Origin of the sequence: Streptomyces sp. NPDC008238, from assembly GCF_042956445.1 — a bacterium.
Taxonomy (GTDB): Bacteria; Actinomycetota; Actinomycetes; order Streptomycetales; family Streptomycetaceae; genus Actinacidiphila.
Genome location: NZ_JBIBGK010000015.1, coordinates 74,131 through 100,592 on the forward strand (window position 1 = coordinate 74,131; position 26,462 = coordinate 100,592).

The 26,462-nt window shown below is 73.4% G+C and carries 26 protein-coding genes and 1 riboswitch; of the genes, 4 read left to right on the forward strand and 22 right to left on the reverse strand.

Going from position 1 to position 26,462, the window contains the following annotated elements; genetic code table 11:
- Positions 1-5: 5 nt before the first annotated feature.
- From ACFZAU_RS26710 to ACFZAU_RS26760, 11 genes are all read right to left on the reverse strand, one after another.
- The gene (locus ACFZAU_RS26710; RefSeq protein ID WP_500554272.1) at positions 6-1,118 is read right to left on the reverse strand and encodes a hemolysin family protein; all 1,113 of its coding nucleotides are present in this window, start codon (positions 1,116-1,118) and stop codon (positions 6-8) included.
- The gene (locus tag ACFZAU_RS26715) at positions 1,115-2,455 is read right to left on the reverse strand and encodes a hemolysin family protein (protein WP_500554273.1); all 1,341 of its coding nucleotides are present in this window, start codon (positions 2,453-2,455) and stop codon (positions 1,115-1,117) included. Before ACFZAU_RS26715 ends, ACFZAU_RS26710 begins: the two co-directional genes overlap by 4 nt.
- A gap of 136 nt (positions 2,456-2,591) precedes the next feature.
- Complete coding sequence (locus tag ACFZAU_RS26720; RefSeq protein ID WP_500554333.1) at positions 2,592-3,083, reverse strand: PH domain-containing protein; 492 nt, start codon at positions 3,081-3,083, stop codon at positions 2,592-2,594.
- A complete protein-coding gene (hisG, locus tag ACFZAU_RS26725; protein ID WP_089227815.1) occupies positions 3,080-3,940 on the reverse strand; it encodes an ATP phosphoribosyltransferase in 861 nt (286 codons plus the stop codon). Before hisG ends, ACFZAU_RS26720 begins: the two co-directional genes overlap by 4 nt.
- Positions 3,941-4,023: 83 nt before the next feature.
- The gene (locus tag ACFZAU_RS26730; protein ID WP_089227814.1) at positions 4,024-4,296 is read right to left on the reverse strand and encodes a phosphoribosyl-ATP diphosphatase; all 273 of its coding nucleotides are present in this window, start codon (positions 4,294-4,296) and stop codon (positions 4,024-4,026) included.
- 34 nt (positions 4,297-4,330) lie between these two features.
- Positions 4,331-4,816 (reverse strand): 6,7-dimethyl-8-ribityllumazine synthase, encoded by a 486-nt coding sequence (gene ribH / locus ACFZAU_RS26735; RefSeq protein ID WP_499603310.1) that lies wholly within the window; start codon positions 4,814-4,816, stop codon positions 4,331-4,333.
- Positions 4,817-4,893: 77 nt separating this feature from the next.
- Positions 4,894-6,183: a bifunctional 3,4-dihydroxy-2-butanone-4-phosphate synthase/GTP cyclohydrolase II gene (locus tag ACFZAU_RS26740; protein WP_499603311.1), complete on the reverse strand. Its 1,290-nt coding sequence runs from the start codon at positions 6,181-6,183 to the stop codon at positions 4,894-4,896.
- Positions 6,180-6,833 (reverse strand): nicotinamide mononucleotide transporter family protein, encoded by a 654-nt coding sequence (locus tag ACFZAU_RS26745; RefSeq protein WP_500466021.1) that lies wholly within the window; start codon positions 6,831-6,833, stop codon positions 6,180-6,182. Before ACFZAU_RS26745 ends, ACFZAU_RS26740 begins: the two co-directional genes overlap by 4 nt.
- On the reverse strand, positions 6,830-7,450 hold the full coding sequence (locus ACFZAU_RS26750; protein ID WP_499603313.1) for a riboflavin synthase: 621 nt from the start codon (positions 7,448-7,450) through the stop codon (positions 6,830-6,832). The genes ACFZAU_RS26745 and ACFZAU_RS26750 overlap by 4 nt, the downstream gene beginning before the upstream one ends.
- 1 nt (position 7,451) lies before the next feature.
- The gene (gene ribD / locus ACFZAU_RS26755) at positions 7,452-8,543 is read right to left on the reverse strand and encodes a bifunctional diaminohydroxyphosphoribosylaminopyrimidine deaminase/5-amino-6-(5-phosphoribosylamino)uracil reductase RibD (protein WP_500554274.1); all 1,092 of its coding nucleotides are present in this window, start codon (positions 8,541-8,543) and stop codon (positions 7,452-7,454) included.
- A gap of 170 nt (positions 8,544-8,713) precedes the next feature.
- Positions 8,714-8,844, reverse strand: a riboswitch (FMN riboswitch).
- A gap of 269 nt (positions 8,845-9,113) precedes the next feature.
- On the reverse strand, positions 9,114-10,319 hold the full coding sequence (locus ACFZAU_RS26760; RefSeq protein ID WP_500554275.1) for an ROK family transcriptional regulator: 1,206 nt from the start codon (positions 10,317-10,319) through the stop codon (positions 9,114-9,116).
- Positions 10,320-10,483: 164 nt separating this feature from the next.
- On the opposite strand from ACFZAU_RS26760, the gene ACFZAU_RS26765 reads away from it, so the two are divergent.
- The 3 genes from ACFZAU_RS26765 to ACFZAU_RS26775 all read left to right on the forward strand — a co-directional run bounded on the left by ACFZAU_RS26765 (position 10,484) and on the right by ACFZAU_RS26775 (position 14,194).
- On the forward strand, positions 10,484-11,710 hold the full coding sequence (locus ACFZAU_RS26765; protein WP_500554276.1) for an MFS transporter: 1,227 nt from the start codon (positions 10,484-10,486) through the stop codon (positions 11,708-11,710).
- A gap of 10 nt (positions 11,711-11,720) precedes the next feature.
- Positions 11,721-12,266 carry a GNAT family N-acetyltransferase gene (locus ACFZAU_RS26770; RefSeq protein WP_500466025.1) on the forward strand — a complete coding sequence of 182 codons (546 nt, stop codon included), beginning with the start codon at positions 11,721-11,723 and terminating at the stop codon, positions 12,264-12,266.
- A gap of 1,238 nt (positions 12,267-13,504) precedes the next feature.
- The gene (locus tag ACFZAU_RS26775) at positions 13,505-14,194 is read left to right on the forward strand and encodes a DUF5995 family protein (RefSeq protein WP_500554277.1); all 690 of its coding nucleotides are present in this window, start codon (positions 13,505-13,507) and stop codon (positions 14,192-14,194) included.
- Between the two features lie 10 nt (positions 14,195-14,204).
- On the opposite strand, the gene ACFZAU_RS26780 is transcribed toward ACFZAU_RS26775, so the two are convergent.
- The 10 genes from ACFZAU_RS26780 to ACFZAU_RS26825 form a co-directional block, all read right to left on the reverse strand.
- The gene (locus ACFZAU_RS26780) at positions 14,205-15,911 is read right to left on the reverse strand and encodes a flavin monoamine oxidase family protein (protein ID WP_500554278.1); all 1,707 of its coding nucleotides are present in this window, start codon (positions 15,909-15,911) and stop codon (positions 14,205-14,207) included.
- A gap of 56 nt (positions 15,912-15,967) precedes the next feature.
- A complete protein-coding gene (locus ACFZAU_RS26785; protein ID WP_500554279.1) occupies positions 15,968-16,768 on the reverse strand; it encodes a carbon-nitrogen hydrolase family protein in 801 nt (266 codons plus the stop codon).
- 184 nt (positions 16,769-16,952) lie between these two features.
- Positions 16,953-17,417: an Lrp/AsnC family transcriptional regulator gene (locus ACFZAU_RS26790; RefSeq protein ID WP_499603321.1), complete on the reverse strand. Its 465-nt coding sequence runs from the start codon at positions 17,415-17,417 to the stop codon at positions 16,953-16,955.
- Between the two features lie 190 nt (positions 17,418-17,607).
- Complete coding sequence (locus tag ACFZAU_RS26795) at positions 17,608-19,056, reverse strand: GuaB1 family IMP dehydrogenase-related protein (RefSeq protein ID WP_500554280.1); 1,449 nt, start codon at positions 19,054-19,056, stop codon at positions 17,608-17,610.
- Positions 19,057-19,102: 46 nt separating this feature from the next.
- Positions 19,103-19,420, reverse strand: coding sequence for a barstar family protein (locus tag ACFZAU_RS26800; protein WP_500554281.1), 318 nt, complete (start codon positions 19,418-19,420; stop codon positions 19,103-19,105).
- The gene (locus ACFZAU_RS26805) at positions 19,417-19,803 is read right to left on the reverse strand and encodes a guanyl-specific ribonuclease (protein WP_500554282.1); all 387 of its coding nucleotides are present in this window, start codon (positions 19,801-19,803) and stop codon (positions 19,417-19,419) included. Before ACFZAU_RS26805 ends, ACFZAU_RS26800 begins: the two co-directional genes overlap by 4 nt.
- Before the next feature lie 55 nt (positions 19,804-19,858).
- Positions 19,859-20,902, reverse strand: a complete 1,044-nt coding sequence (locus tag ACFZAU_RS26810) for a sugar-binding transcriptional regulator (protein ID WP_500554283.1) — start codon at positions 20,900-20,902, stop codon at positions 19,859-19,861.
- A 99-nt stretch (positions 20,903-21,001) separates the two neighbouring features.
- Positions 21,002-21,667: a ribulose-phosphate 3-epimerase gene (rpe, locus tag ACFZAU_RS26815; protein WP_499603326.1), complete on the reverse strand. Its 666-nt coding sequence runs from the start codon at positions 21,665-21,667 to the stop codon at positions 21,002-21,004.
- 196 nt (positions 21,668-21,863) lie between these two features.
- Positions 21,864-21,938: a 50S ribosomal protein bL37 gene (locus tag ACFZAU_RS26820; RefSeq protein ID WP_373297613.1), complete on the reverse strand. Its 75-nt coding sequence runs from the start codon at positions 21,936-21,938 to the stop codon at positions 21,864-21,866.
- Positions 21,939-22,038: 100 nt separating this feature from the next.
- Positions 22,039-23,295, reverse strand: a complete 1,257-nt coding sequence (locus ACFZAU_RS26825; RefSeq protein ID WP_500554284.1) for an FAD-binding protein — start codon at positions 23,293-23,295, stop codon at positions 22,039-22,041.
- A 404-nt stretch (positions 23,296-23,699) separates the two neighbouring features.
- Here ACFZAU_RS26825 and ACFZAU_RS26830 point away from each other — a divergent pair, with 404 nt between their 5' ends.
- Positions 23,700-24,851 carry a glycoside hydrolase family 19 protein gene (locus ACFZAU_RS26830; protein ID WP_500466034.1) on the forward strand — a complete coding sequence of 384 codons (1,152 nt, stop codon included), beginning with the start codon at positions 23,700-23,702 and terminating at the stop codon, positions 24,849-24,851.
- A 64-nt stretch (positions 24,852-24,915) separates the two neighbouring features.
- Here the strand turns inward: ACFZAU_RS26830 and ACFZAU_RS26835 are convergent, their stop codons facing one another.
- Entirely contained in the window at positions 24,916-26,412 is a 1,497-nt protein-coding gene (locus ACFZAU_RS26835) for an RsmB/NOP family class I SAM-dependent RNA methyltransferase (RefSeq protein ID WP_500554285.1), read from the reverse strand.
- Between the last annotated feature and the right edge of the window lie 50 nt (positions 26,413-26,462).

Below are 26,462 nucleotides of genomic sequence, written 5' to 3' on the forward strand. Positions count from 1 at the left end.
CCGTGTCAGCTCGCCATCACACGCGAGGGCCGGGCGGCCTCGTCGGTCTCCTCGGCCGCCGGGCCGGCCCCGGTCGGCACGGACTCCGAGACCTCGCGGTGCGCCGGGTCGCGGACCTCGCCGACCAGCATCTCCAGCACGTCCTCCAGGGCGACCAGCCCCAGCACGCGACCGCCGGAGTCGACGACCGCCGCCAGGTGGGACGCGGCACGCCGCATCTGGGTGAGCGCGTCGTCCAGGGGCAGCTCGGCGCGCAGGGTGGCCATCGGCCGCCACAGCCGCGCCGGGACGGGCCGGCCGGTGTCCTCCAGGTCGAGGACGTCCTTGACGTGGAGGTAGCCGAGGTAGGCGCCCTCCGGTCCGGCCACCGGGAAGCGCGAGTAGCCGGTGCGCACGGTCAGCTCCTCGACCTCGGCGGGGGTGACGGACGCGTCGACCGTCACCAGTTCCTCCGGGGACAGCAGGACGTCCGTGACCGGGCGGGTGCCGAGCTCGAGGGCGTCCTCCAGACGCTCCTGGGCGTCGTCGTCGAGGAGTCCGGCCTGCCGGGCGTCCTCGACGAGCACGGTCAGCTCCTCGCTGGTGAAGACCGCGTCGATCTCGTCCTTGGGTTCGACCCGGAACAGCCGCAGCACGAGCTTGGCGCACCAGCCGAGCACCGCGATGACCGGCCGGAACAGACGTGCGAAGCCGACCAGTCCGGGGCTGAGCCACAGCGCGGTCTTCTCGGGCGCGGCCATCGCCAGGTTCTTGGGGACCATCTCGCCGATGACGAGGTGCAGGAAGACCACGACGGCCAGCGCGAGGACGTAGCCGAGCGGGTGGATCAGCCCCTCGGGCAGGTGGATCGCCTCGAAGAGCGGCTCCAGCAGGTGGGCGACGGTCGGCTCGGCGACCGCTCCCAGCGTCAGGGAGCAGACCGTGATGCCGAACTGCGCCGCCGCCATCATCTGCGGCAGGTTCTCCAGCCCGTGCAGGACCGTACGGGCCCGCCGCTGCGTGCCGGCGAGCGGCTCGATCTGGCTGCGCCGTACGGAGACCAGGGCGAACTCGGCGCCGACGAAGAAGCCGTTGCCGAGCACCAGCAGAGCGGCGAAGAACAGCTGCAGGAAGCTCATCGCTCGCCCTCCTGCCCGTCCTCGGGCTCCTCGAACCCGACGCGGACCAGGCGAACCCTTTCCGCGCGGTGGTGCGCGACCTCGCGCACCCGCAGCTCCCAGCCGGGCAGCACCGCGGTGTCCCCCGGCTCGGGGATGCGTTCGAGGAGGTCGGCGACGAGGCCGGCCACCGTCTCGTACGGCCCCTCGGGAGCCTCGAGCCCTATGCGCTCCAGCAGGTCGATCCGGCAGCCGCCGTCGGCGTCCCAGACGGGGTTGCCGTTCTCCGCGGGGGCGGTCGCCAGCTCGGGCAGGTCGGCGCTGTCGTGCTCGTCGCGCACCTCTCCGACGAGCTCCTCGACGATGTCCTCCAGGGTGACGACGCCGGCGGTGCCGCCGTACTCGTCGACGACCACGGCGATCGGCTGCTCGCGGCGCAGCTGCTCCAGCAGCGGCTGCACCGGCAGCGTCTCGGGGACGAGCAGCGGGGCGACCGTCACCCGGCCGACCGGTGTGCGGTCGCGCAGGTGGGCCGGGACGGCGAGGGCGTCCTTCAGGCTGGCCATGCCGACGATGTCGTCCAGCCGCTCCCGGTAGACCGGGAAGCGGGACAGCCCGGTGGCCCGGGTCAGATTGAGGACGTCCGCGGCGGTGGCGGTGTCCTGCAGGGCGCTGACGCGCACCCGCGGGGTCATCACGTTCTCCGCGGTGAGGTCGCCGAGGGAGATGGTGCGGACGAAGAGGTCCGCGGTGTCCTGCTCGAGGGCCCCGGCGCGGGCGGAGTGGCGGGCCAGCGAGACCAGCTCGGTGGGGGTGCGCGCGGAGGCCAGCTCCTCGGCGGGCTCCACACCCAGCGCCCGCACCAGGCGGTTCGCGGCGGCGTTGAGGGCCTCGATCACCGGGCGGAACAGGGCGGAGAAGGCCCGCTGCGGCCCGGCCACAAAACGGGCCACCTCCAGCGGACGGGACACCGCCCAGTTCTTCGGGACGAGCTCGCCGATGACCATCTGGACGGCCGAGGCGAGGATCATGCCGATCACCACGGCCGCGGCCGGCGCGGCGCCCCCGGGTACGCCCACCGAGGTGAGCGGTCCGGAGAACAGGTCGGCGAGGGCGGGCTCGGCCAGCATGCCGACCACCAGTGAGGTGATCGTGATGCCGAGCTGGGTGCCCGACAGCTGGAAGGACAGCTTGCGCAGCGCCTCCACGACACTGCGGGCCCTGCGGTCACCCTCGGCGGCGGCACGTTCCGCGGCGGGCCGCTCGACGGTCACCAGGCCGAATTCGGCGGCGACGAAGAAGCCGTTCGCGAGGATCAGGAGGAAGGCTGCCGCGAGCAGCAGCAACGAGGCGCTCATGCCGCCGCTCCCGTATGTCGAGGGGGAGAGGCGGCGCAGGTACTACCGGACGATCCGTCCATCGGGGATTGGGTGTCACTCCTCGGGTCGTTGCGAAGGTTCCAGAGTAATGAAGAAGCGGGCCGTGGCGGCAGGTCTAGTGCGCCATCGGCTTGCCGGTACCGTACGCCTCGGCGAGGGCCCGCAGGGCGCGCGCGTCGCGCAACGCGCGGGCGCGTCCGATCCCGGGCTGGATCCCCATGGCGGCCAGGCTGGTGCCGTCCGCGAGGTCGAGGTACACCCACGGGTCGCCGGTACGCAGGTTCACCCGCAGGATTTGCGCCCATTCCAGCCGGCGGCGGGTCGTCAGGTTGACGACGGTCACACCGTCGCGGTCGGCGGCCACCTTGGGGCGGCTGAGCAGCGCGAGCACCCCGGCGACCAGCAGACCGGTGAGCACGAGATAGATCCGGTCCGAGGTGTGCCAGGGCCGTGCGCCGTCCGAGGGAAGCAGGACGGCGATCGCGACGAAGGCCGCGAGCAGCCCGGCACCCAGGCCCAGCAGCACCGCGCGGGTGCGGGCGGGCCGGAAGGTGACGGGCAGCCCGGGGAGTTCCGCGGGCACGGTGGACGGGGTGGGCGAGGTCACAGACGGCACGCGTGGATCCCGGTGGTGAGGATGGCCCGTGCGCCGAGCTCGTACAGCTCGTCCATGATCCGCTGGGCCTCGCGGCTGGGGACCATGGCGCGGACGGCGACCCAGCCCTCGTGGTGCAGCGGGGAGACGGTCGGCGACTCGAGGCCGGGGGTGAGCGCGATGGCCCGCTCGACGTGCTCGACACGGATGTCGTAGTCCATCATCACGTAGCGGCGGGCCACCAGGACGCCCTGGAGGCGGCGCAGGAACTGCTGCACCTTCGGCTCGGCCGCCGCGTCCTCGCCGCCGGCGCCGGCCCGGCGGATGACCACGGCCTCGGAGTCGAGGATCGGCTCCCCGATGACCTCCAGCCCGGCGTTGCGCAGCGAGGTGCCCGTCTCGACGACGTCGGCGATGACGTCCGCCACACCGAGGTGGATCGAGGTCTCGACGGCGCCGTCGAGGCGGACCACGGAGGCCTCCACCGCGTTGTCGGCGAGGTGCCTCCTGACGATCTCCGGGTACGAGGTGGCGACCGTCTTGCCGCCGAACTCCTTCACGTCCGTCACGCCGCCGGGGGTGGTGGCGTAGCGGAAGGTGGAGCGGGCGAAGCCGAGCTGCAGGATCTCCTCGGCGTTGGCACCGGAGTCCAGCAGCAGGTCGCGGCCGGTGATGCCGATGTCGAGGCGGCCCGAGCCGACGTAGATGGCGATGTCGCGCGGGCGCAGGTAGAAGAACTCGACCTCGTTCTCGCCGTCGACGAGGACGAGTTCCTTGGAGTCCTTGCGCTGGCGGTAGCCGGCCTCATGCAGCATCGCCGACGCAGGTCCGGACAGTGAACCCTTGTTGGGGACGGCGATGCGCAGCATGGAGACGTTCCTTCGTATCTCGGATGTGGGTGGGAGGGGGCGTGGGGCGGCGCGCGGGGTGGGGCCGGTCGGTGATGATCCGCTCAGAGATGAGCGTATACGTCGTCGAGGGCGATGCCCCGGGCGACCATCATCACCTGCAGGTGGTACAGCAGCTGGGAGATCTCCTCCGCGGTGCGGTCGGCGCCCTCGTACTCGGCTGCCATCCACACCTCGGCGGCCTCCTCGACCACCTTCTTGCCGATCGCGTGCACTCCCTTGCCGACCAGTTCGGCGGTGCGGGAGGTGCTGGGGTCGCCGGTGGCGGCCTTGTGCTGGAGCTCGGCGAAGAGCTCCTCGAATGTCTTCTTGGCCATGGTGGTCCCCACCCTACGCGGAAGCGCCCCTACCTCACCGCCACGGCTCGGATACCGAACGCAGGACGGTCGCGGTGGCGATCGCGGCGGTGACGGCCTCGTGCCCCTTGTCCTCGTTCGAGCCGGGCAGTCCGGCGCGGTCCAGGGCCTGTTCCTCGGTGTCGCAGGTGAGGACGCCGAAGCCGATCGGCACGCCGGTGTCGACCGACACCTGGGTCAGGCCCTGGGTCACGCCCTGGCAGACGTACTCGAAGTGCGGTGTGCCGCCGCGGATGACGACGCCGAGGGCGACGACCGCGTCGTAGCCCCGGCTCGCCAGCACCTTGGCGGCGACCGGCAGTTCGAAGCTGCCCGGCACGCGCAGCAGGGTGGGCTCGTCGATGCCCAGGTCGCTCAGCGCGCGCAGGGCGCCGTCGACCAGCCCGCCCATCACCTGCTCGTGCCACTGGGCCGCGATCACGGCCACACGCAGGTCACCGCAGTTCTTCACGGTCAGCTCGGGGGCGCCCTTACCGCTCACGTCGGTCTTCTCCTTGCTCGTTCTCGTACAGGTGGTTCGGTGGTTCGGTCTGTCGTGCGTGGTGCCGCGTCCGGGGCCTACTGGCCGGCGCAGGCACCGGTGGGGGCCGGGTCCAGCCAGGGCAGGTCGTGGCCCATGCGGTCCCGCTTGGTGCGCAGGTACCGCAGGTTGTGCTCGCCGGCCGCGATCGGCATGGCGACGCGTTCGACGACCTTGAGGCCGTGCCGCTCGAGGGCGTCGGTCTTCTCGGGGTTGTTGGTCATCAGGCGCAGGGAGCGCACGCCGAGGTCGTCGAGCATCTGGGCGGCGGCGCCGTAGTCGCGGGCGTCCGCGGGCAGTCCGAGTTCCAGGTTGGCGTCGAGGGTGTCCCGGCCGCGCTCCTGCAGTTCGTACGCCCGCAGCTTGGACATCAGGCCGATGCCCCGGCCCTCGTGGCCGCGGAGGTAGACCACGACGCCCCGGCCCTCGGACGCCACCTTCTCGAGTGAGGCCTGGAGCTGGGGGCCGCAGTCGCAGCGCAGCGAGTGGAAGACGTCGCCGGTGAGGCACTCGGAGTGGACGCGGACGAGGACGTCCTCGCCGTCGCCGATCTCGCCCGCGGCGAGCGCGATGTGCTCGACGCCGTCGACGGTGCTGCGGTAGCCGTAGGCGCGGAAGTCGCCGAAGGCGGTGGGCAGCCGGGTCTCGGCCTCCCGGCGCACGGTCGGCTCGGAGGTGCGGCGGTGGGCGACCAGATCCTCGATCGAGATGATGGCGAGGCCGTGCTTGCGGGCGAAGTGGACCAGTTCGGGAAGGCGGGCCATCGTGCCGTCCTCGTTGGCGATCTCCACGATGGCCGCGGCCGGGCGGAGTCCGGCGAGCCTGGCCAGGTCCACGCCCGCCTCGGTGTGGCCGTTGCGGGTCAGGACGCCACCGGACTTGGCGCGCAGCGGGAAGACGTGGCCGGGCCGGACGAAGTCGCCGGCGGTGGAGCCGCCGGAGGCCAGCAGCCGGATGGTGGTCGCCCGGTCGGCGGCGGAGATGCCGGTGGTGACGCCGTGGGCGCCGCTCGCGTCGACGGAGACGGTGAACGCGGTCTGCATCGACTCGGTGTTGGAGTCCACCATCTGCGGCAGGTCGAGCCGGTCCAGGTCGTGCTCCTCCATGGGCACGCAGATCAGACCGCGGCACTCGGTCATCATGAAGGCGACGATCTCCGGGGTGGCCTTCTCCGCCGCGATGATGAGGTCGCCCTCGTTCTCGCGGTTCTCGTCGTCCACCACGACGACGGGCCGGCCGGCCGCGATGTCGGCGATCGCACGCTCGACGGGGTCGAGGACGATCGGGGCGTCCTCCGCCACGTAGAGGGTGTGCAGTGCGGTGGTCATGCGGCCACTCCTTCCAGGACGGGCCCGCCGTGCCGCGGGACCCGGGTCTGCTGCCACCAGGCGTACAAGCCGGCGATCACGAGAACGAAGTAGATGACGTACACGAGCGCGGAGAACTTCAGGTCGCTGCTCCAGGCGAGGGGAACGCCGACCGCGTCGACGGCGAGCCAGGCGAACCAGAACTCGACCCAGCCCCTGGCCATGGCCACCATCGCGGCGACGGTGCCGACGAAGATGTAGGCGTCCGGCCACGGGTTCCAGGACAGCGACGGGTAGAGGGTGAAGAGGCCGACGACCGCGAACAGTCCGGCCGCCGTACCGGCGACCAGCAGGCCCCGCTCGCGCCAGGTGGCGAAGCGGACCCGGACCTCGCCGCCGTCCCGGACGCCACGGCGCCACTGGAACCAGCCCCACACGGCGACGGCGATCACCAGCAGCTGCTTGCCGACGCCGCCGGTGAGCTGCGCCGACCAGTACGCGGCGACGAGCACCGCACCGGACAGCAGCTGGACCGGCCAGGCCCACACCGAGCGGCGCCACCCCAGGGCGAGACCGCCGAGGCCGAGGCCGTTGCCGACGACGTCGGTCCACTTGAAGTGCTCACCGAAGGCGGAGAAGGCGACACTGTTCAGGGTGTCGAGGGCGCTCATTCCGCCGGAGCCCCCTTCGGCGCGCCGGCCCGCTCCCCGTACAGCCGCTCGACGTACTTGGCGATCACGTCGACCTCCAGGTTCACCGGGTCGCCGGGCTGCTTGAAGCCGAGCGTGGTGAGGGCGAGGGTGGTCGGGATCAGGCTGACGGAGAAGAAGTCGGGGCCGGCCTCGACGACGGTGAGGCTGATGCCGTCGACCGTGATCGAGCCCTTCTCGACGACGTAGCGGGAGAGCTCCGCCGGGAGCGAGATCCGCACGATCTCCCAGTGCTCGGCGGGGGTCCGCGAGATCACCGCGCCGGTGCCGTCCACGTGGCCCTGGACGAGGTGACCGCCGAGGCGGCCGCCCAGCGCCATGGGGCGCTCCAGGTTGACCCGGCTGCCGGCCTCCAGCGCGCCGAGGCTGGAGCGCTTGAGGGTCTCGGCCATCACGTCGGCGGTGAACTCGCCGTCAGCGGTGTCGACGACGGTGAGGCACACCCCGTTGACCGCGATCGAGTCGCCGTGCTTGGCGCCCTCGGTGACGACCGGACCCCGCAGACGGAAGCGGGAGGCGTCGCCCAGGTCCTCGACGGCGACGACGTCGCCCAGCTCTTCGACGATTCCGGTGAACACGTCAGTTCTCCTCAGTGCGGCTCGGGTAGGCAGTAATACGCAGGTCGGGGCCGATGCGTTCGATCTCGGCGACGTCGAGCCGCAACGCGTGCGCGATGGTGGTGATTCCCGCGTCCCCCAGGGCGGCCGGCCCGGCTCCCAGGAGGGCCGGTGCGAGGTAGCCGACGACCTTGTCGACGGCCCCGGCGGCGACGAAGGCGCCGGCGAGGGTGGGGCCGCCCTCCAGCAGCACGGAGCGGACGCCGCGTCCGTACAGCTCGGCGAGCAGGGCGGGGACGTCGACGCCGCTGCCGGTGCGGGGCAGCCGGGCCACGTCGACGCCCGGCAGGTGCGCGGTGTCGGTGTCCTCGGCGACCGCGATCAGGGTCGGGGCGGTGCCGTCCAGTACCCGGGCGTCGGGGGTGATCTTGGCGTTGGTGTCGACGACCACCCGCAGGGGCTGGGTGAAGGTGCCGGCCACCCCGCGCACGGCCAGGTGGGGGTCGTCGGCGCGCAGGGTGCCCGAGCCGACGACGACGGCGTCGGACTCGGCGCGCAGCCGGTGCACGTCGGCGCGGGAGGCGGCGGAGCTGATCCAGCGGCTGGTGCCGTCGGCGGCGGCGATGCGCCCGTCGAGGGTGCTCGCGTACTTCCACAGCACGAAGGGCCGCTGCTCGCGGGTGGCGGTCAGCCACACCTCGTTGCCGCGGGCGGCCTCGGTCTCCAGCAGCCCGCTCTCCACGTCGATCCCGGCGGCGGCCAGGGTGGCGCCGCCTCCGGTCGCCGTGGGGGTGGGGTCCGCGACCGCGTAGACGACGCGGGAGACGCCGGCCGCGATGAGGGCCTGGGCGCAGGGGCCGGTGCGACCGGTGTGGTTGCAGGGTTCGAGGGTGACGACGGCGGTGCCGCCGCGGGCCGCGTCGCCGGCCGCGCGCAGGGCGTGGACCTCCGCGTGGGGGCCGCCGGCCTGCTGGTGCCAGCCCTCGCCGGCGATCTCGCCGTGGGCGTCGAGGATCACGGCGCCGACGACGGGGTTGGGGCTCGTCGAGCCCAGGCCACGGGCGGCGAGCTCCATGGCCCGGCGCATCGCGTCGGCTTCACCGGGTGTTGCCACCGGGTCCTCCTGCCTCATCGGGCACGGACTCCGGGGCTGTGCGGAACACAGAGCGGACATCGGGCTCGGGGACCACCGCGCGGTACGGGACGGCGCCCGTCCGTGTCACCCGTTGTCCGGGGGACACGCACCCGCGCTGCCGCCGACGGCGGTGTACCGATGCCCGTCCGCCGCGCACTGCCTCCCATCCGGACTTTAACCGTCGGTCCAGGAATTTCACCTGGTCAACCGGCCGCTGGATGCGGACGGGTCGCGGACTGTAACCGCCGGTTCGGAGTTTCACCGACCCCGGAGTGCGCTGAACGTCACTGGTACTGCCCCACCAGTCTGCCACGAACGTTCCTTGCGGACGCAAGGGATTGTTGTGGATTGCCTCACACGAGCCGGATCGGCCGGTGCCGGCCCCGCCGCCCGTCACCGCGGACCGCGGCCAACGCGGCCCGCGGGAAGCCCCGTTGGGACCCGCGCGGGCCGCCCTCGCGCCGGGGCGTCACCCGCACGGCCCGGGCCGCCCGCCGGCGCCCGCGAACGTGCCGCGGCGCAAGGGCGGTTGCCCGGGCGCGCCGTACGTCACCCCTCGGGGGTGAACAGGGCGTCCTGCGCGGCGTCCATCGCCGAGAGCACGGCGCCGCGCAGCACCGCGCTGCCCACGACGGTGCCCGCCCGCACCTCGGTCGGCAGCGGGGACATCCGCGCGAGCCGTTCCTCGACCCGGGCGGCCAGGTCCTCGCCGCCCGCCCGGCCCACCTCGCCGCCCAGCACCACGCAGCCGGGGTCGAGCACGGCGGTGACGGCGGCCACCCCGATGACCACCCGGTCCGCCAGCGCGTCGAGGAGGAGTTCGCCCGGCTTCCCGCCCGCCCGGGCCGCCGTCACCACCGCCTCCGCGGCCGCGGCGTCGTCCTCGCCCGCCACCGCCATCCCGTGCGAGCGCGCCAGCGCGCACACCGCCGCGCTGCCCGCCAGCGAGTGGAAGCCGCCCTCGCACCCGCTGGCCGTCGGCAGTTGGAAGGTCCCCGGCACGGGCAGGAAGCCGATCTCCCCCGTGCCGCCCGAGGCGCCGCGCCGCAGGACACCGCCCAGCACCACCGCGGCGCCCACCCCGTGGCCCAGCCACAGCAGGACGAAGTCCTCCCGGTCGCGCACCGAGCCCAGGCGCCGCTCGGCGACGGCCGCGAGGTTGACCTCGTTCTCCAGGAGCACCGGCAGCGAGAGCCGCCTGCGCAGTTCGGCGACGAGCGCCGAGTGCCAGGCCGGCAGCTGCCCGGTGGCCCGCAGTTCGCCGGTGGCCGGGTCGACCAGGCCGGGCGCGCCGACCGCGATCGTGTGCAGCGCGCCGGCGCCGGCGGTGTGCGCCGTACGTTCCAGCATCGCCACCGAGCGCCGCACGGTGCGCTGCGGGTCGCCGAGGGGGTCGACGGGCAGGACGGCGCTGCCGATGGCGTTCCCCAGCAGGTCGGCCACCTCGATCGCCACGCTGTGGGTGCGCACGTCGAAGGCGGCCAGGTGCGCCCGGTCGGCGACGATCCCGTACACCCGCGCGTTGGGGCCGCGCCGGTCGGCTCCCGTCTCGCCGACCACCGCGATCAGCCCGGACTCCTGCAGCCGCTCCACCAGGTCGGCGACGCTGGGACGGGACAGCCCGGTCAGCGACTTGAGCTGGGCGGCCGTCAACGGGCCCTCGCGCTGCAGCAGTTCCAGCGCCAGCCGGTCGTTGATCGCCCGGGCCGTGCGGGGTGACGCGGTACGCCCGGCGTGGGATCGGATGGCGGTCATGGACGGATCCTTCCAGAAGCCGGCGCGGGAGCAAGGGCGGGCGGGGCCGGACCCGGCCCGGGCCGGACCGGGTGCGCGGTCCTGGCCGGAGGCAGTCTATCTTTCAGGAAGCCTGCCTGATAATTTATGCCGAGAACCGGGGCGGGACCAGACTGGGAGGGAACATGCCGACGAAGCCGACGACCCCGACGGGGAAGACCGACCCACGACTGCGGCGAGCCCATCTCGCCGTCGCCGCGGTGTTCGCCGTGCACGGCGCGGTGACCGGCAGCTTCGCCACCCGGGTGCCCTGGATCCAGGAGCACGCCGGGCTCAGCGCGGGACAACTCGGCTTCGCGCTGGTCTTCGCGGCCCTCGGTGCCTCCGTCGCCATGCCGCTCGCCGCCCGCATCGCCCACCACATGGGCATGCGCAACGCGCTGCGCCTCCTGCTGGGCCTGTGGTGCGCCTCGCTCGCCCTCCCCGCCCTCTCCCCCCGACTCGGCTGGCTGTGCGGGGCGATGTTCGTCTACGGGGCCTCGGCCGGCATGGCCGACGTCGTCATGAACGCCCAGGGCGTCGAGGTCGAGGAACGCCTCGGCCGCTCGGTCATGTCCGGGCTGCACGGCATGTGGAGCGCCGGCACGCTGGTCGGCTCCCTCTTCGGCGTCCTCGCCGCCCACGCCGGACTCGACGCGCGCGTCCACCTCGGCATCGGCGCCGTCCTGCTCGTCGTCCTCGGCCAAATGGCCTGCGGCGGGGTGCTCGACCTGCGGCCCGCCGCCACCGAGGAGGCCCCCGCGCGCTTCGCCCTGCCGCCGCGCGCGGCCCTGGTCATCGGTGCCATCGGCTTCTGCGCCGTCTTCGCCGAGGGCGCCAGCATGGACTGGAGCGCGGTCTACCTCCGCGACGTCGCCGGCGCCTCCCCCGGCGTCGCCGCCGCCTCCTACACCGCCTTCGCCTGCACCATGGCCGCCTCCCGCCTCCTGGGCGACCTCGTCGTCCGGCGCTTCGGGGCGGTCCGCACCGTACGGGCCGGCGGCCTGCTCGCCACGGTGGGCGGCGTCCTCGTCGCCACGGCGGTCAACCGGGTCACCGCCATCGCGGGCTTCGCCCTCATCGGCGTGGGCATCGCCGTCGTCGTCCCGCTGTGCTTCGCGGCGGCCGGGCGCAGCGGGCCCAACCCGAGCCAGGCCATCGCCGGCGTCGCCACGGTCACCTACACCTCCGGCCTGGTGGCACCCGCCGCCATCGGCTCCATCGCGCAGGCCAGCTCCCTGCAGATCTCCTTCGGGCTCGTCACGCTGCTCGCCGCCGGGCTCGCCGTCGGCGCGGGCGTGCTCCGCAGCGCGGGCACGGTCTCCGTGGAGCACGACCGCAAACCCGTGGCGGCCACGACCCCGCAGGCCTAGCGTGCCGCCCATGCACACGCGGATCTTCCTGGAGACCGAGCGGCTGCGGCTGCGGTACTTCACCGACACCGACGCGGACGCCGAACTGCTCGTCGCGCTCGACAGCGACCCCGAAGTCATGCGCTACCTGGGCGATGGGCGCCCCACGCCCTCCGACGTCATCCGGCACGACGTGCTGCCCCGCTTCGCGCGCTCCCAGGTCTGGGCCGCAGAGGAACGCTCCACCGGGGCGTTCGTCGGCTGGTTCGCCCTGACCCCCCGCCCCGGCGGGCCCGCCGACGACCTCGAACTCGGGTACCGCCTGCGGCGCGCCGCCTGGGGCCGCGGCTACGCCACGGAGGGCTCGCGCGCCCTGGTCCGCAAAGCCTTCACAGAGCTCGGCGCGGGGCGCGTGTACGCGGAGACGATGTTCGTCAACGCGCGGTCGCGGAGGGTGATGGAGAAGGCGGGGCTGTCGTTGGTGCGGGTCTTCCACGAGGAGTGGGAGGTGGTGTTGCCGGGGGCGGAGCAGGGGGAGGTGGAGTACGCGGTGGCGCGGGACGCGTGGGTGCGGTAAGGGTGTGGCGGGGGTCGTGATGGTGCGGCGCCGTTGTGGTTGATGTTGGGTTTCTCCCCCACCCTCCCTCCCGATTGCCCGGCGCGATTGGTGCGGGCCTCGCACCTTGTGTTGGGGTCGGCGCCGCGCCGGCGCACTCCCCCAACCTTCGGCCGGGGGGACCCCCAGAACGCTCGCGGTTTACGTCCACATCCTTGGGCACCGCGTCCGCCGCTCGTCGTCTCCGGGCGCACCCCGACACACCCCCTCCCGTCGTATGGGCGCACAACGGCCGGTCGGGGGTGAGGAGGGGGTCCGGGTTGCCCCGAACCGCTCGCTGACCCCCACGGCCCCGCGGTTCTAGCCCGCATCATCCGGCACCGGGTCCGCCGCTCGTCCTTCCCCAGCCTTCGGCCAGGGAGCACCCCGCCACACCCCCTCCTCTCGTGTGCGCGCGCAACGGCCGGTGGGGGTATGGAGGAGTCTGAGGTTGCCCCGAACCCCTCTCTGACCGCCGCGGCCCTGAGGATTGCGCCAACGTCATTCGGCATCGGGTTCGCCGCTTGTCTTCGCCAGCCTTCGGTCAGGGAGACAACCCGTCACCCGCCTCCCCCTAACGCGGGCACGTGACGGCCGGTGGGGGTCAGATGGGCAACCGGGGTACCCCGGAACGTTCTGTGCCCCCACAGTTCGGTTCGCGCCGACGTTCGGCAAGAGGTTCGCCCCCCGTCTCCTCCAACCTGCGGCCAGGGGAGCACCTCACCACACCCCTCCTCTTGTGCGGGCGCAGGGTGTCCCGTTGGGGATGCGTCGGACAGGTGCGGTGCCCCCGGACTGCCTTGTAACCACCCACCGGCCGTTGGTCGCTGTTGATACGGAGGGGGTGGGGGAGGTGGGGGCACCCCCGGCCGAAGGCTGGGGGAGGGTGGGCGTTCTGGACGCTGACGTGTATTTGATGTGCGGCACAGACAGCACCGACAAGTGCTGCCCGCCATGCACATAAATATGCGGTACAGAATGGCCACCCCGGAGGCCCCGCCCCCGGCCCACCCAGTCACAGAGCGCAGGCCCGCACCAACCATGCCGGGCAATCGGGCGGGCGGGTGGGGGAGAAACCCCAACATCAACCACAACGGCGCCGCACATGACAACGGACCCGGGCACACAACGACGGGCGGGCACAATCTGACTCACCCGATCCGGGGACCGCACGGCCGCCGTGCCGTGCCCGCCGCCCGGCCTGCTGGGACGCTGTGCGCATGACGACGGCACGGCGGCCGGCTCCGGTGGGGGTGGGCCAGGTGGTGGCGCGCATGCGCGCGCTCGGCACGGCGCTCCCGCCGCGGGACGGGGTGGCGGTGTTCAACCGCGTCTACCTGTCCGTGACGGAGGAACTGGACGGCTGCCTGACGGGCGGCGGCTTCGGGGATCCCGTCGCCGCCGCCGTGCTGGCCGCCCGCTTCGCCGAGCGCTACCTGCGGGCGGTCGACGGCGCGGCCGACCGCCGTGCCGTGCCGGCCTGCTGGCGGCCGTTGCTGCAGTTGCGGGGCCACCGCGGCATCCGCCCGGTGCAGTTCGCGCTGGCCGGGATCAACGCGCACGTGGGGCACGACCTCGCGCTCGCGGTGGTGGACACCTGCACGGCGCTGGAGTGCGAACCGCCGTCCCTGGAACGGGACTTCGACCGCGTGGGGGATCTGCTGACGTCCGTGGAGGAACGCGTCAGGGAGGAGCTGATGCCCGGCCCCGACCTGCTGGACCTCGCCGACCCGCTGACCCATCTCGCGGGTTCGTGGAGCCTGGAGCGCGCGCGGGACGCGGCGTGGGCCGCGTCCCGTGTGCTGTGGTCCCTGCGCGGAATGCCGGAGGTGCACGAGGAGTTCGCAGAGAAGCTCGACGCGGGCGTCGGGCTGGTCGGGCGCTTCCTGCTGACCCCGCTGGGCCGCTGAGGGGTGGGGGTCAGTCCTCGTCGAGCATGACCGGCGCGATCTCGTCGTAGAGGTCGCCTGGGCCCGGGTTGGTGGGGTCCGTGGCGCCGCCGAACTGGTGCATCACGCCCCACACGGCGTTGAGCGCGGTCTGCACGGCGCCCTCGGCCCAGCCGGCCGTCCAGGAGATGTCGTCGCCGGCGAGGTAGATGCCGCGCTTGTCCTCGGGGAGGGTGTCCTGCATGAAGTGGGTGAACAGGCGCCGCTGGTAGCGGTAGTGGCCGGGCAGGTTCGCCTTGAACGCGCCCATGAAGTAGGGCTCGTTCTCCCAGGACACGGTCACCGGGTTGCCGATGATGTGGCGCCGGATGTCGACCTTGGGGTAGATCTCGCCGAGCGACTTGAGCATGACCTCCATGCGCTCGGAGGCGCTGAGCGGCAGCCACTTGAGGCTGTCGTCGCACCAGGTGTACGACAGGCAGATCACGGCCGGTTCGCCTGGCCCGTTGTCGAGCAGGTAGGTGCCGCGGGTCATCCGGTCGGTGAGCGTCATGCTCATCACGTCCCGGCCGGTCTGCTCGTCCTTGTCGAGCCAGAACGGCCGGTCGACGGGCACGAAGAGCTTGCTGGACTCCATGTAGTGGGTGCGCTCGATCGCCGTCCAGTGGTCGATCGGGAAGAGCGAGTCATCGCAGTCGATCTTGCTGAGCAGCATCCAGCTCTGCGCGGTGAAGATCGCGGCGCGGTAGGTGCGGATGTCGCCGTCGGCGTCGGTGACGGTGATCCGGTTGCCCGCGGTGCGGTGCAGCCGGGTCACGGCCGGACGGGGGGCGCCGCCGTGCAGCGACTTCAGGGAGGTTCCGTGCGGCCAGTGGACGATCTTGCCCGGCTCGCGCTCCCACAGCCGCAGCGGCAGCTGCTGGCTGCCCCCGACGATGCCGCGGTGGTGGTCGTCGGCCTCGGTGTAGACGACGCGCAGGATCTCCAGGATGGAGTTGGGGAAGTCGGTGTCCCAGCCGCCGGTGCCGAAGCCGACCTGGCCGAAGATCTCGCGGTGCCGGAAGGACGCGAACGCCTCGGAGTCGCAGAGGAAGCCGTAGAAGGTCTGGTTGTCGAGCTTCTCGACGAGCTTCGCCCAGATCTCGCGGATGCGCGGGACGTCGCGCTCGCGCATGGCGCGGTTCATGTCGGAGAAGTCCGCGCCCTCCTCCAGGCAGGCGTTCCAGGCGTGCGCGACGTCGCGGTAGACCTGGGGCAGGTCGTCGATGGTCTCGGCGTAGTGGGACTCCCCCTTGAGGTCGACGACGGTCGACGGGGTCTCGGGGGCGAGCGGGTTGGGGAAGGGCCTGGTCTCCAGGCCCGCCAGGTCGATGTAGTGCTGCAGGGCGGTGGAGGACGGCGGGAAGCGCATCGCGCCCATCTCGGCGGTCAGGTTCTCGTCGCAGCCCTCGAAGCCGACGGTGCGCAGCCGGCCGCCGATCCGGTCGGCCTCGTAGACGACGGGCCGCAGGCCCATCTTCATCAGCTCGTACGCGGCGACGATGCCGGACAGGCCGCCGCCGATGACCGCGACCTCGGCGCCGTGCCCGGTCGCCGGTATGGAGCCGAGGCCCGCGGGGCTCGCCAGGAAGTCGTCGTACGCGAACGGGAAGTCCGGGCCGAACATGGTGATCGGCGGGGCCGACCGCACCTCGGGGTGCTGCTCGTCGTGGACCGCGGTGGGCACCGTGGACGTCATGGCGTGGTTCTCCTGGCTGTGGAGCGGTGGGGCGGGGCGGTGTCGGGGGGGCGGGATCAGCCCAGCGAGCGGTACAGCTCGGGGCGGCGGTCCTCGAGGTAGGGGGTCTCCTCGCGGACCGCGCGCAGGAGTTCCGGGTCGGCGTCGGCGACGACCAGTTCCTCGGTGGCTCCGGCCCGGGCGCGTACGGCGCCGTCGGGTCCGGCGAGGCAGCTCTGCCCCGCGAAGTCGAAGTCGCCCTCGGGACCGCAGCGGTTGGCGTAGGCGACGTGCAGCTGGCTCTCGTACGCGCGGGCGGGCACCAGGGTCTGCGGGACGAACTCGTAGGGCCGCATCAGCGCGGTGGGCACGGCGAGCAGCTGGGTGCCGGCGAGGGCGTGGGCCCGCACGGTCTCCGGGAACTCGACGTCGTAGCAGATGAGGAGGCCGATCCGGACGCCGTCGAGGTCGGCCTGGACGACGGCCTCGTCGCCCGGCGTGAACCAGGTGCGCTCGAAGGCGCCGAAGAGGTGGGTCTTGCGGTAGTTGGCGAGGCGCCCGCCGTCCGGGCCGATCAGCTGGGCGGAGTTGAAGACGGCGGAGCCGTCGCGCTCCGGGTAGCCGTAGACGATGCCGAGGCCGTGCGCGGCGGCGATCCGGGCGATCCGGGCGGCGGCGGGCCCGTCGGCCGTCTCGGCGAGCTCCGGTACGGCGTCGCCGAGGGCGTAGCCCGTCAGGTACATCTCGGGCGTGACGAGCAGGCGGGCTCCCGCTGCGGACGCCCGGCGCGCGGCGGCGTCGAGCGCGGCCAGGCTGTCGTCCACCGAGGAGGGGACGCCGCTCGGGCCTTGGTACAGCGCGGTGCGCAGCGGCGCCATGGAGCCTCTTTCGCCTGGTGGAAGCCGGTTTCGGGTCTGCCTCGACGGTACGATCGCGGGCCTGGCGGCGACAAGACGCGTCCGTTGCGCACCGACCGTCGATTCGTTGCGCGCCGGAGCCCGGCGGCGGCGATTCGTTGCACGGCGGCGCCGCGGCGGCCCTCCCCCGCCGGTGTACCGGCGGTCACCCCTCCGGCTGGTCGGGCGCCCCCGAGTAGCGGCGCAGCAGCGGCGACAGCACCAGCACGGACTTGGTGCGCTCGACGAAGGGCTCGCCGGCGATCCGCTCCAGGACGCGTTCGAAGTGGCGCACGTCGGCGGCGTAGATCTGGACGACGGCGTCCGCCTCGCCGGTGACGGTGGAGGCGGAGGCCACCTCGGGGTAGCGCGACAGGCCGCGCCGGATGTCCTCGGGCGAGGTGTTGTGCCGGCAGTAGAGCTCGACGAACGCCTCCGTCTCCCAGCCCAGCGCGGAGGGCTCGACGCGGACGGTGAAGCCCGTGATGGCGCCCTCCGCCAGCAGCCGGTCGACCCGGCGCTTGACGGCGGGGGCGGAGAGCCCGACGAGGCCGCCGATGTCGGCGAAGGAGCGCCGGGCGTCCTCGGCGAGGGCGTGGACGATGCGTTCGTCGAGTTCGTTCAGTCGCACTGGGGGTGGGTCACTTCTCTTCGCGAGCGAGCGGGGGACGGCGCGTGCCGTACGCGCACCAGCCTACGAGGCGGACCGCCGCCCTTCCCGCGAGGCACTCCCCGGTGACCGCGCCGGGGCAAGGCGGCGAACCCCGCGCCGCCGCCCGGGCGCCGTCCGCTTCCGCGGCCGGGGCGCCCGGGCCGGGTGCTTACTGCCAGCTCGCGTGCAGCGGCTTGCCCTCGGCGTAGCCGGCGGCGCTCTGGATGCCGACGACGGCCTTGTCGGCGAACTCGGCGAGGTCGGCGGCGCCGGCGTAGGTGCAGGAGCTGCGGACCCCCGCGATGATCGAGTCGATCAGGTCCTCCACACCCGGGCGGGCCGGGTCGAGGAACATCCGCGAGGTGGAGATGCCCTCCTCGAAGAGCCCCTTGCGGGCGCGGTCGTACGCGGACTCCTCGCTGGTGCGGTTGGCCACGGCGCGGGCGGAGGCCATGCCGAAGCTCTCCTTGTACGGCCGTCCGTCGGCGGTCTGCTGCAGGTCGCCGGGCGACTCGTAGGTGCCCGCGAACCAGGAGCCGATCATGACGTTGGACGCGCCGGCGGCGAGCGCCATGGCGACGTCGCGCGGGTGCCGGACGCCGCCGTCGGCCCAGACGTGCTTGCCGTACCGGGCGGCCTCGGCGGCGCACTCCAGGACGGCGGAGAACTGGGGCCGGCCCACGCCGGTCATCATGCGGGTGGTGCACATGGCACCGGGGCCCACACCGACCTTGACGATGTCGGCGCCGGCCTCGATCAGGTCGCGGACGCCCTCGGCGGAGACGACGTTGCCGGCCACGACGGGCACCCGCGGGTCCAGGGCGCGGACGGCCTTCACGGCCTGGATCATGCTCTCCTGGTGGCCGTGGGCGGTGTCGACCACGAGGGTGTCGACCCCCGCGTCGAGCAGTTGCTTGGCCTTGCCCGCGACGTCGCCGTTGATGCCGACGGCGGCGGCGACGCGCAGCCGCCCGCCGGCGTCGGTGGCCGGGGTGTACAGGGTGGCGCGCAGCGCCGCCTTGCGGGTGAGGATGCCGGCCAGCCTGCCGTCGGCGTCGACGGCGGGGGCGAGCTTGCGGTTGGCGTCCTCCAGGCGGTTGAAGGCCTCGCGCGGGTCGATGTCCGCGGGCAGCAGCAGGAGGTCCCTGGACATCACCACGGAGACCTGGGTGAAGCGGTCCACGCCGGTGAGGTCGTGCTCGGTGACGACGCCGACCGGGCGGCCGTCCTCGACGACGACGGCGGCGCCGTGCGCCCGCTTGGGCAGCAGCGCGAGGGCGTCGGCGACGGTGGCGTGCGGGCCGAGCACGATCGGGGTGTCGAGCACGTGGTGCCGCTGCTTCACCCAGGTGATCACCTCGGTGACCACGTCGATCGGGATGTCCTGCGGGATGACGACCAGTCCCCCGCGCCGGGCGACGGTCTCGGCCATCCGGCGTCCCGCGATGGCGGTCATGTTGGCGACCACGAGCGGGATGGTGGTGCCGGTGCCGTCGGGGGCGGAGAGGTCGACCGCCTGGCGGGAACCCACCGCCGAGCGGCTGGGGACCATGAACACGTCGTCGTACGTCAGGTCGTACGGAGGCTTTGCATCATTGAGGAAACGCACGTACTTCATTTTTGCACGGACGGAGCCGAATCGGACACGGAGGAAACTCCGGCGATCACGAAGGGTCGTCCGTAGGTTCCTCCAAGACGACCTGGAGGGGCGGCACGGCCGGGGCGCGGAAGGCCGCCGCGTCCTCGAGGACCCGGCGCGCCGTCCGCCACTCCCCCGGTTCGGCCGCCGCGAAGTCGTGCCAGCCGCGGACGACCAGCCGCAGCCCGCCCGGCTCGGAACCGGGCAGGTCGGTGAGGCAGTCGTAGAGGGCGTCCCAGTTGCGGCCGAACCAGCCGGGCAGCCGCAGCTGCTCGGCGCAGCGCTCCATGAACGCGCTCTTGGTGGTGACCCCCTGCAGGTCCAGCACCGTCGTCGCCGTCATCTGCGGACCGCCCTGAAGGTCTTGTAGTGGTCGTCGGTGTAGTAGGCCTCCCCGTCGGCGCCGGTGACGATGCGCCGGGCGCCGCGGTCCGGTGCCCCCGGGGTCGGCACGGTGTACTCGCGGTAGTAGTTGCTCGGGCGTTTCGGCAGGATGCCCTCGAAGTTGTGGAAGACGGTGCCGTCCTTCGCGTACGGGAAGGGCCCCCCGGCGTCGATCAGCCGGAGTGTCTCGCGGGCCTCGGGAGGCAGGCTCGCTGCGGACACCGTGGGCACCGCCGCCACGGGTTCGGCGGCGGGCCGGGAGCAGCCGGTGAGAAGCAGTACGAGGCAGCCCAGCAGGGCGACGGCGATCTCGGCGGCACGGCGGACGGGCCCGGTCGGCATGCCGCGATGCTGCCACAGCCCGCGCCGCGCGCCGCGCAGGCCACGCACACGAAGGCTAGACCTCGCGCTGCGCCTCGGGGTCGGCGCGGTCGAGGGCGGGGCGCGCCATGGGCGCGGTGGAGTCCAGCAGGTAGTCGGCGGCGGCGGTGTCCGTCACGATGCTGGTGACCAGGCCCGACCGGAGCACGGCGTCGACCGCGGCGGCCTTGCGCAGGCCGCCGGCGATGGCGAGCACCTCGGGGATGCGGCGCAGCCGGTCCGCCTCGATGGTGATGCAGCGCTCGCCCAGGTCGCGGCCGACGAGCCGGCCCTCGGCGTCGAAGAGGTGCGAGGACATCTCGGCGGCGACGCCGAGGGAGGCGTAGTGCTCGCGCTCGCCCTCGGTCAGGGCGTCGTGGACGGTGGAGATGCCGGCCGCCCAGGAGCCGATCGACACCACGGCCACGGTGACCTTGTCGAAGTAGCTCATGGCCGCCGCGATGCCGCTCTGCGCCCGCAGCGCCGCCGCGGTGGCCGGGTCGGGCAGCACCATCGGGGCGTACATGGGGTGGGCCTCGCCGCCGGAGACGGCCGCGGCGGTGCGGACCGCCTCGACCGAGCCGCGGTCGGCGGTGCCCGCGTCGTACACGCCGGTGAGCTGGACGACCGTGCACGGCGGCAGCCGGTCGAGGGCGTTGGCCATGGTGATGATCGAGCGTCCCCAGGCGAGGCCGAGGACGTCGCCCTCGCTGACCAGTTCACCCAGCAGCTGCGCGGCGACCGCGCCCAGGTTCTCCGGGTCGGGGCCGTCGGTCTCGTCGGCCGGCGACTCGACGACGACGGCGTGCCGCAGTCCGTAGCGGGCCCGCAGGGCGTCCGAGCGCTCGGCGTCGAGTTCCGCGGGGACCCTGATCTCGATGCGCACCAGGTCGCGTTCGAGGGCGGTCTCCAGGACCCGGGCCACCTTGAAGCGGCTCACGCCGAACTCCTCGGCGATCTGGATCTTGGACTTTCCCTCCAAGTAGAAGCGGCGTGCCATCGCCGCCGCCTGGACCATCTCGCCGGGGCCCATGCGCACCCCGGTGCGGCCTGTGGTCACGTTCTCTCCCCAGTTGCCCATCTGATCGGCTCCGCGCTCATCCTCGCACGTACTCCGGAGTACCGGGGCACGGTGCCCACGGAGTGGTCAGTGCGCGGACGGCGCCCGGGCGGCGCGCGGTCAGTGCGCGCAGGCGGCCGCCGCCTGCTTGCGCAGCCCCCGTACCGCCTCGGCCGGGTCCTCGGCGCCGTAGACGGCGGAACCGGCGACGAAGACGTCCGCTCCCGCCTCGGCGCAGCGCTCGATGGTGGAGGCCGAGACGCCGCCGTCGACCTGCAGCCACAGGTCGAGTCCGTGCCGGTCGATCAGCTTCCTGGCCCGGCGGATCTTGGGGAGCATGATGTCGAGGAAGGCCTGGCCGCCGAAGCCCGGTTCCACGGTCATGATCAGCAGCATGTCGAGCTCGGGCAGCAGGTCCTCGTAGGGCTCGACCGGCGTGGCGGGCCTGAGGGCCATCGAGGCCCGGGCGCCCTTCGCGCGGATCTCCCGGGCCAGTCGCACCGGCGCGGCGGCCGCCTCCACGTGGAAGGTGACGGAGCCCGCGCCCGCCTCGACGTAGGCCGGGGCCCAGCGGTCCGGGTCGGCGATCATCAGATGGCAGTCGAGGGGGGTCCGCGTCGCCTTGGCGAGCGACTCCACGACCGGCACGCCGAGCGTCAGGTTGGGGACGAAGTGATTGTCCATCACGTCGACGTGGAGCCAGTCCGCGCCCTCGACGGCCCGCGCCTCCTCGGCAAGGCGCGCGAAGTCGGCGGAGAGGATACTGGGGTTGATCTGGACGGCCATGCGTCCAGTATGGCGGTGCCCGCCCCCTCCCCGCGCACCGGGCGCACGGCTGTGGACAACCACCTCGCGTCCCTTGCGGGTGTCGGACGGCGGGGAACCGGCCGCTCCGCGCGCCGGTACGTGAGCATCGGCCCCGGCCCCGGACAGCGGTGACCGCCCGCGCCGGGCGCGGGCGGTCACGGGGGCACGGCGTTCGTCACGCGTTGGGGCGCTTGCCGTGGTTGGCGCCCTTCTTCTTCCGGGCGCGTCGCTTGTTGCCTCGCTTGGACATGATGCCCAACCCTCTCATAAGGGATGTTTCGGCCGCGGTCAGTCTATGACCGCGCCTGGCGGACGGCACATCATCAGCGATCCGGGGCGCGGACGCCGGGTCAGTCCGGGAAGTGCTCGCGCATGAAGGCGTTGCGGAAGACCCCCGCCGGGTCCTGCCGGGCCACGAGCGCCCGGAAGTCGTCGTAGCGCGGGTAGAGCCCGCGCAGCGCGGCGGGCGCCGGCGTGAAGAGCTTGCCCCAGTGCGGGCGGGCGGAGAAGGGGCGCAGGGCCTCCTCGACGACCTGGACCGACCGCGCCACCGCCGCGGCGTCCGGGGTCCAGGTGAAGTGGAAGGCGACGCTGTCCCGTCCGTACGCGGGGCTGAGCCACAGGGAGTCGGCCGCCACGGTGCGGATCTCGCCGATCAGCACCTCGGACGAGAACCGCTCCCGCACCCGCCACAGGGCGTCGAACGCCGCCACGGCGTCGCCCCGGTCGACGAAGAACTCCGACTGGATCTCCTCGCCGCTGCTCGGCGTGAACTCCAGCCGGAAGTGCGGCAGCCGTGCGTACCAGGGGCCGGCGAGGCCCTGCTGCGGCGTGCAGTGCGTGCCGGGCATGCCCGGGATGGGGTGCCGCGGCCCGTCGGCGGCGGTGGCCCCGAACCACGTCCGCGGTGCGGGCTCCGCGCCGTCGGCGTCGACCCGCTCCTTCAGCCACACCTGGTCGGCGGCCCGGTCCCGCCAGCGGGTGAAGACCGACACGCTGTACCCGGCGGCCATCACGGCGTCGAAGTTCCCCCGGAACTCCTCCCCCGGCATGTCCTCGTAGACGGTCTGGCGCACGGCGAAGGCCGGGACGAGGTCGAGGGTCAGGCGGGTCACGACGCCCAGGGCGCCCAGGGCGACGACGGAGCCGTCGAAGTCGTCCTCGCCGCGCCGGACCTCGGTGAGCTCGCCGTCGGCGGTGACCATGGTCAGCCCCCGGACCGCGCCGGCCAGGCTCCGCCGCCCGGTGCCCGAGCCGTGCGTGCCGGTGGCGCACGCCCCGGCCACCGAGATGTGCGGCAGCGAGCCGAGGTTGTGCAGCGCCAGGCCCGCCTCGTCGATCGCGTGGACGATCTCGCCGAAGCGCAGCCCCGAACCGACCGTGGCGGTACGGGCGGTGCGGTCGACGTCGATCAGCGCGGGCAGCCGCGAGGTCGAGACGTGCTCGCCGTCGGTGTCGGCGACGGTGCTGAAGGAGTGCCGGGTGCCCAGCGCGCGCACCCGCCGGGACCGGGCCACGATCTCCTGCAGCTCGGCGACGGACTCGGGGTGGTGGAGCCTTCGTGCGGTGAAGGCGACGTTGCCGCCCCAGTTGCTCTCCGCGGACATCGCGGTCGTTCCTTCCTGTCCGGCCCCGCCGCCGGCCGCCGCGCGGCGCGCGGCCTGCCGGGACGGCGGTTCGGGGCCTGCCGTTCCGGTTCGATTCTCGCCGCTGCGGCCGGGGGCGGAGGACCGGGGTGGGGCACAGGAGTGGGACGCGGCCCCTGGCACGCCGGGCGCGACCCTTCCTTCAAGTATTGACGTGACCCCGTCACCCTGGCATGGTCTAGACCTAGCTGGGCTCAACGGGACGGTGCAGCAGGAGAGTTCGCGCCGCCCTGGACACGACGCACGCCGCGCCGCGCCCGTGCGTGACCTCCTCGCGACCACCCGCGCCCGCCGTGCGGAGCACCCCCACGAAGCTCCCTCCCCCCACGACCACGGCCCCGGGCCGGGTAAGGAGCGACTCACCCATGTCCACGTCCCTCGCCGGACGGCTGCCCGCAGGGCGTACCGCCCTCGGCCCGTCCGCGGTGTTCGCCGTCCTCGCGGCGCTCCTGGCCACCCTGTTCGTCGCGACGCCGACCGCCCGCGCCGCGGACGGCCAGATCAGCGGCCTGGCGGGCAAGTGCGTCGACGTCGCCGGGGCGAACAACGCCAACGGCACCGCCGTACAGCTCTACGACTGCAACGGAACCGGCGCCCAGCGCTGGTCCAACCCCGGCGACGGCACGCTGCGCGCGCTCGGCAAGTGCCTCGACGTCGTCGACCGCAGCACCGCCGACGGGGCCGCGGTCCAGCTGTGGGACTGCTCCGGCAGCGCCAACCAGCAGTGGGTCGTCACCGCGGCGCGCGACATCGTCAACCCCGCCGCCAACAAGTGCCTGGACGTCCGCGGCAACACCTCCGCCAACGCCACCCGGCTGCAGATCTGGACCTGCACGGGCGCCGCGAACCAGAAGTGGAACGCCCCCGCCAGCGGCGGTGGCGGCGGTACGAACCCGTCCGGATTCGTGGTCAGCGAGTCCCAGTTCAACCAGATGTTCCCGGGCCGCAACGGCTTCTACACCTACAGCGGCCTGGTCGCGGCGCTGAGTTCCTACCCCGGCTTCGCCAACTCCGGCAGCGACACCGTGAAGAAGCAGGAGGCCGCCGCCTTCCTGGCCAACGTCAGCCACGAGACGGGCGGCCTGGTGTACGTGGTCGAGCAGAACACCGCCAACTATCCGCACTACTGCGACTGGGGCCAGCCCTACGGCTGCCCGGCCGGTCAGGCCGCCTACTACGGCCGCGGCCCGATCCAGCTCAGCTGGAACTTCAACTACAAGGCCGCCGGCGACGCCCTCGGCATCGACCTGCTGGGCAACCCCTGGCGCGTGGAGCAGGACGCGGCCGTCGCCTGGCGCACGGGGCTGTGGTACTGGAACACCCAGAGCGGCCCCGGCACCATGACCCCGCACAACGCCATGGTGAACCAGGCCGGCTTCGGGCAGACCATCCGTTCCATCAACGGCTCGCTGGAGTGCGACGGCCGCAACCCGGCGCAGGTGCAGAGCCGCGTGAGCAAGTACCAGCAGTTCACGGCGATCCTCGGGGTCGGCCAGGGCGCCAACCTCTACTGCTGAACCACCGCCGCCGAACCCCGCCGCGCGGGTGCGGTCCGGACGTCCGGACCGCACCCGCGCGCGGTCATTCCCCGGTGCGGCGCAGCAGGGCGAGGTACATCGCGTCGGTGCCGTGCAGGTGGGGCCAGAGCTGGACGTCGGGGCCCTCGCCGAGGTCGGGGACCCCGGGCATGAGGGGGCGGGCGTCGACCCATTCGGCCGCGACCGCGCCCGGACGCCCGAGGACGTCCTCCACGACGGCACGGGTCTCGTCCGGGTGCGGGGAGCAGGTCGCGTAGCCGACGACCCCGCCGACGCGCACCGCGCGCAGGGCGGACTCCAGCAGGCCGCGCTGCAGGGGCGCGAAGCCCGGGACGTCCTCGGCGCGCCTGCGCCAGCGCGCCTCGGGGCGCCGGCGCAGGGCACCGAGACCGGTGCAGGGCACGTCGACCAGGACGCGGTCGAAGGCACCGGGACGCCAGGCGGGACGGGTGCCGTCGGCGACGATCACCTCGAACGGCCCGGGGTTGCCCGCCAGGGCGCGGGCGACGAGCCGGGCCCGGTGCGGCTGCTTCTCGGAGGCGACCAGGGCCGCCCCGCGCTCCGCGGCGAGCGCGGCAAGCAGGGCCGCCTTGCCGCCGGGACCGGCGCAGCCGTCCAGCCAGATCCGGTCGGGGCCGTCGCCGAGCGGTGCCGCGGCCAGGGCGGCGGCGACCAGCTGGCTGCCCTCGTCCTGGACGCCGGCGCGGCCTTCGCGCACCGCCTCGATGGCCGCGGGGTCGCCGCCCTCGGCCAGCCGGACCGCCCAGGGGGACCAGCGGCCGGGGAGGGTGCTGTCCGCGGGAAGCGCGTCGGCGAGTTCCTGCGGGGTCGCGCGGCCGGGACGCGCGACGAGGGTGACCTCGGGGCGCTCGTTGTCGGCGGCGAGCAGTTCCTCCATGCCGGCCCGGCCCCCGCCGAGGGCGTCCCACAGCGCCGAGACGACCCAGCGCGGGTGCGAGTGGACGACGGCGAGGTGGTCCTCGGGGTCCTCGTCGTAGGGCGGCGCCACCTCGTCCAGCCAGGCGTCCAGGTCCCGCGCGGCGATCCGGCGCAGCACCGCGTTGACGAACTTCGCCCGCCCGTCGCCGAGGACCACACGGGCCAGCTCGACGGTGGCGGAGACGGCGGCGTGGGTGGGGATGCGGGTGCCCAGCAGCTGGTGGGCGCCGAGCGAGAGCACGTCCAGCACGGGCGGGTCGACCTCGCGCAGCGGCCGGTCGACACAGGCCGCGATCACGGCGTCGTAGGTGCCCCGGCGGCGCAGGGTGCCGTACACCAGCTCCGTGGCGAGGGCGGCGTCGCGCCGGTCGAACGCACGGCCCTTGCGCGCGGCCTCGGCCTCCGCCTCGCGCAGCAGCGCAGGCAGGACGAGGTTGGCGTACGCGTCCCGCTCGTCGACCGCCCGCAGCGCCTCGAACGCCAGGATGCGCACGGGGTCGCGCTGGGGCTTGCGGTACGGGCGGCCGCCCTGCGGGGGCCCTCCCTGGTTGCGGCCCTGACGGGCGGCGGGACGCGGTCGGCGGCGTGACGGTTCGCTCACGTGGAAGGTGCTCCGGGAGTGTCGGTGGTACGGCGGGGCGCGGTGCGCCC

What these genes read in the sequence shown, in the direction of transcription:
- ACFZAU_RS26710 (WP_500554272.1), bottom strand. Translation starts at nt 1,118, where the DNA reads ATGAGCTTCCTGCAGCTGTTCTTCGCCGCTCTGCTGGTGCTCGGCAAC.
- ACFZAU_RS26715 (WP_500554273.1), bottom strand. Translation starts at nt 2,455, where the DNA reads ATGAGCGCCTCGTTGCTGCTGCTCGCGGCAGCCTTCCTCCTGATCCTC.
- hisG (WP_089227815.1), bottom strand. Translation starts at nt 3,940, where the DNA reads ATGCTGCGCATCGCCGTCCCCAACAAGGGTTCACTGTCCGGACCTGCG.
- ACFZAU_RS26730 (WP_089227814.1), bottom strand. Translation starts at nt 4,296, where the DNA reads ATGGCCAAGAAGACATTCGAGGAGCTCTTCGCCGAGCTCCAGCACAAG.
- ACFZAU_RS26740 (WP_499603311.1), bottom strand. Translation starts at nt 6,183, where the DNA reads ATGACCACCGCACTGCACACCCTCTACGTGGCGGAGGACGCCCCGATC.
- ACFZAU_RS26745 (WP_500466021.1), bottom strand. Translation starts at nt 6,833, where the DNA reads ATGAGCGCCCTCGACACCCTGAACAGTGTCGCCTTCTCCGCCTTCGGT.
- ACFZAU_RS26760 (WP_500554275.1), bottom strand. Translation starts at nt 10,319, where the DNA reads ATGACCGCCATCCGATCCCACGCCGGGCGTACCGCGTCACCCCGCACG.
- ACFZAU_RS26765 (WP_500554276.1), top strand. Translation starts at nt 10,484, where the DNA reads ATGCCGACGAAGCCGACGACCCCGACGGGGAAGACCGACCCACGACTG.
- ACFZAU_RS26770 (WP_500466025.1), top strand. Translation starts at nt 11,721, where the DNA reads ATGCACACGCGGATCTTCCTGGAGACCGAGCGGCTGCGGCTGCGGTAC.
- ACFZAU_RS26775 (WP_500554277.1), top strand. Translation starts at nt 13,505, where the DNA reads ATGACGACGGCACGGCGGCCGGCTCCGGTGGGGGTGGGCCAGGTGGTG.
- ACFZAU_RS26780 (WP_500554278.1), bottom strand. Translation starts at nt 15,911, where the DNA reads ATGACGTCCACGGTGCCCACCGCGGTCCACGACGAGCAGCACCCCGAG.
- ACFZAU_RS26785 (WP_500554279.1), bottom strand. Translation starts at nt 16,768, where the DNA reads ATGGCGCCGCTGCGCACCGCGCTGTACCAAGGCCCGAGCGGCGTCCCC.
- ACFZAU_RS26795 (WP_500554280.1), bottom strand. Translation starts at nt 19,056, where the DNA reads ATGAAGTACGTGCGTTTCCTCAATGATGCAAAGCCTCCGTACGACCTG.
- ACFZAU_RS26800 (WP_500554281.1), bottom strand. Translation starts at nt 19,420, where the DNA reads ATGACGGCGACGACGGTGCTGGACCTGCAGGGGGTCACCACCAAGAGC.
- ACFZAU_RS26805 (WP_500554282.1), bottom strand. Translation starts at nt 19,803, where the DNA reads ATGCCGACCGGGCCCGTCCGCCGTGCCGCCGAGATCGCCGTCGCCCTG.
- ACFZAU_RS26810 (WP_500554283.1), bottom strand. Translation starts at nt 20,902, where the DNA reads ATGGGCAACTGGGGAGAGAACGTGACCACAGGCCGCACCGGGGTGCGC.
- rpe (WP_499603326.1), bottom strand. Translation starts at nt 21,667, where the DNA reads ATGGCCGTCCAGATCAACCCCAGTATCCTCTCCGCCGACTTCGCGCGC.
- ACFZAU_RS26825 (WP_500554284.1), bottom strand. Translation starts at nt 23,295, where the DNA reads ATGTCCGCGGAGAGCAACTGGGGCGGCAACGTCGCCTTCACCGCACGA.
- ACFZAU_RS26830 (WP_500466034.1), top strand. Translation starts at nt 23,700, where the DNA reads ATGTCCACGTCCCTCGCCGGACGGCTGCCCGCAGGGCGTACCGCCCTC.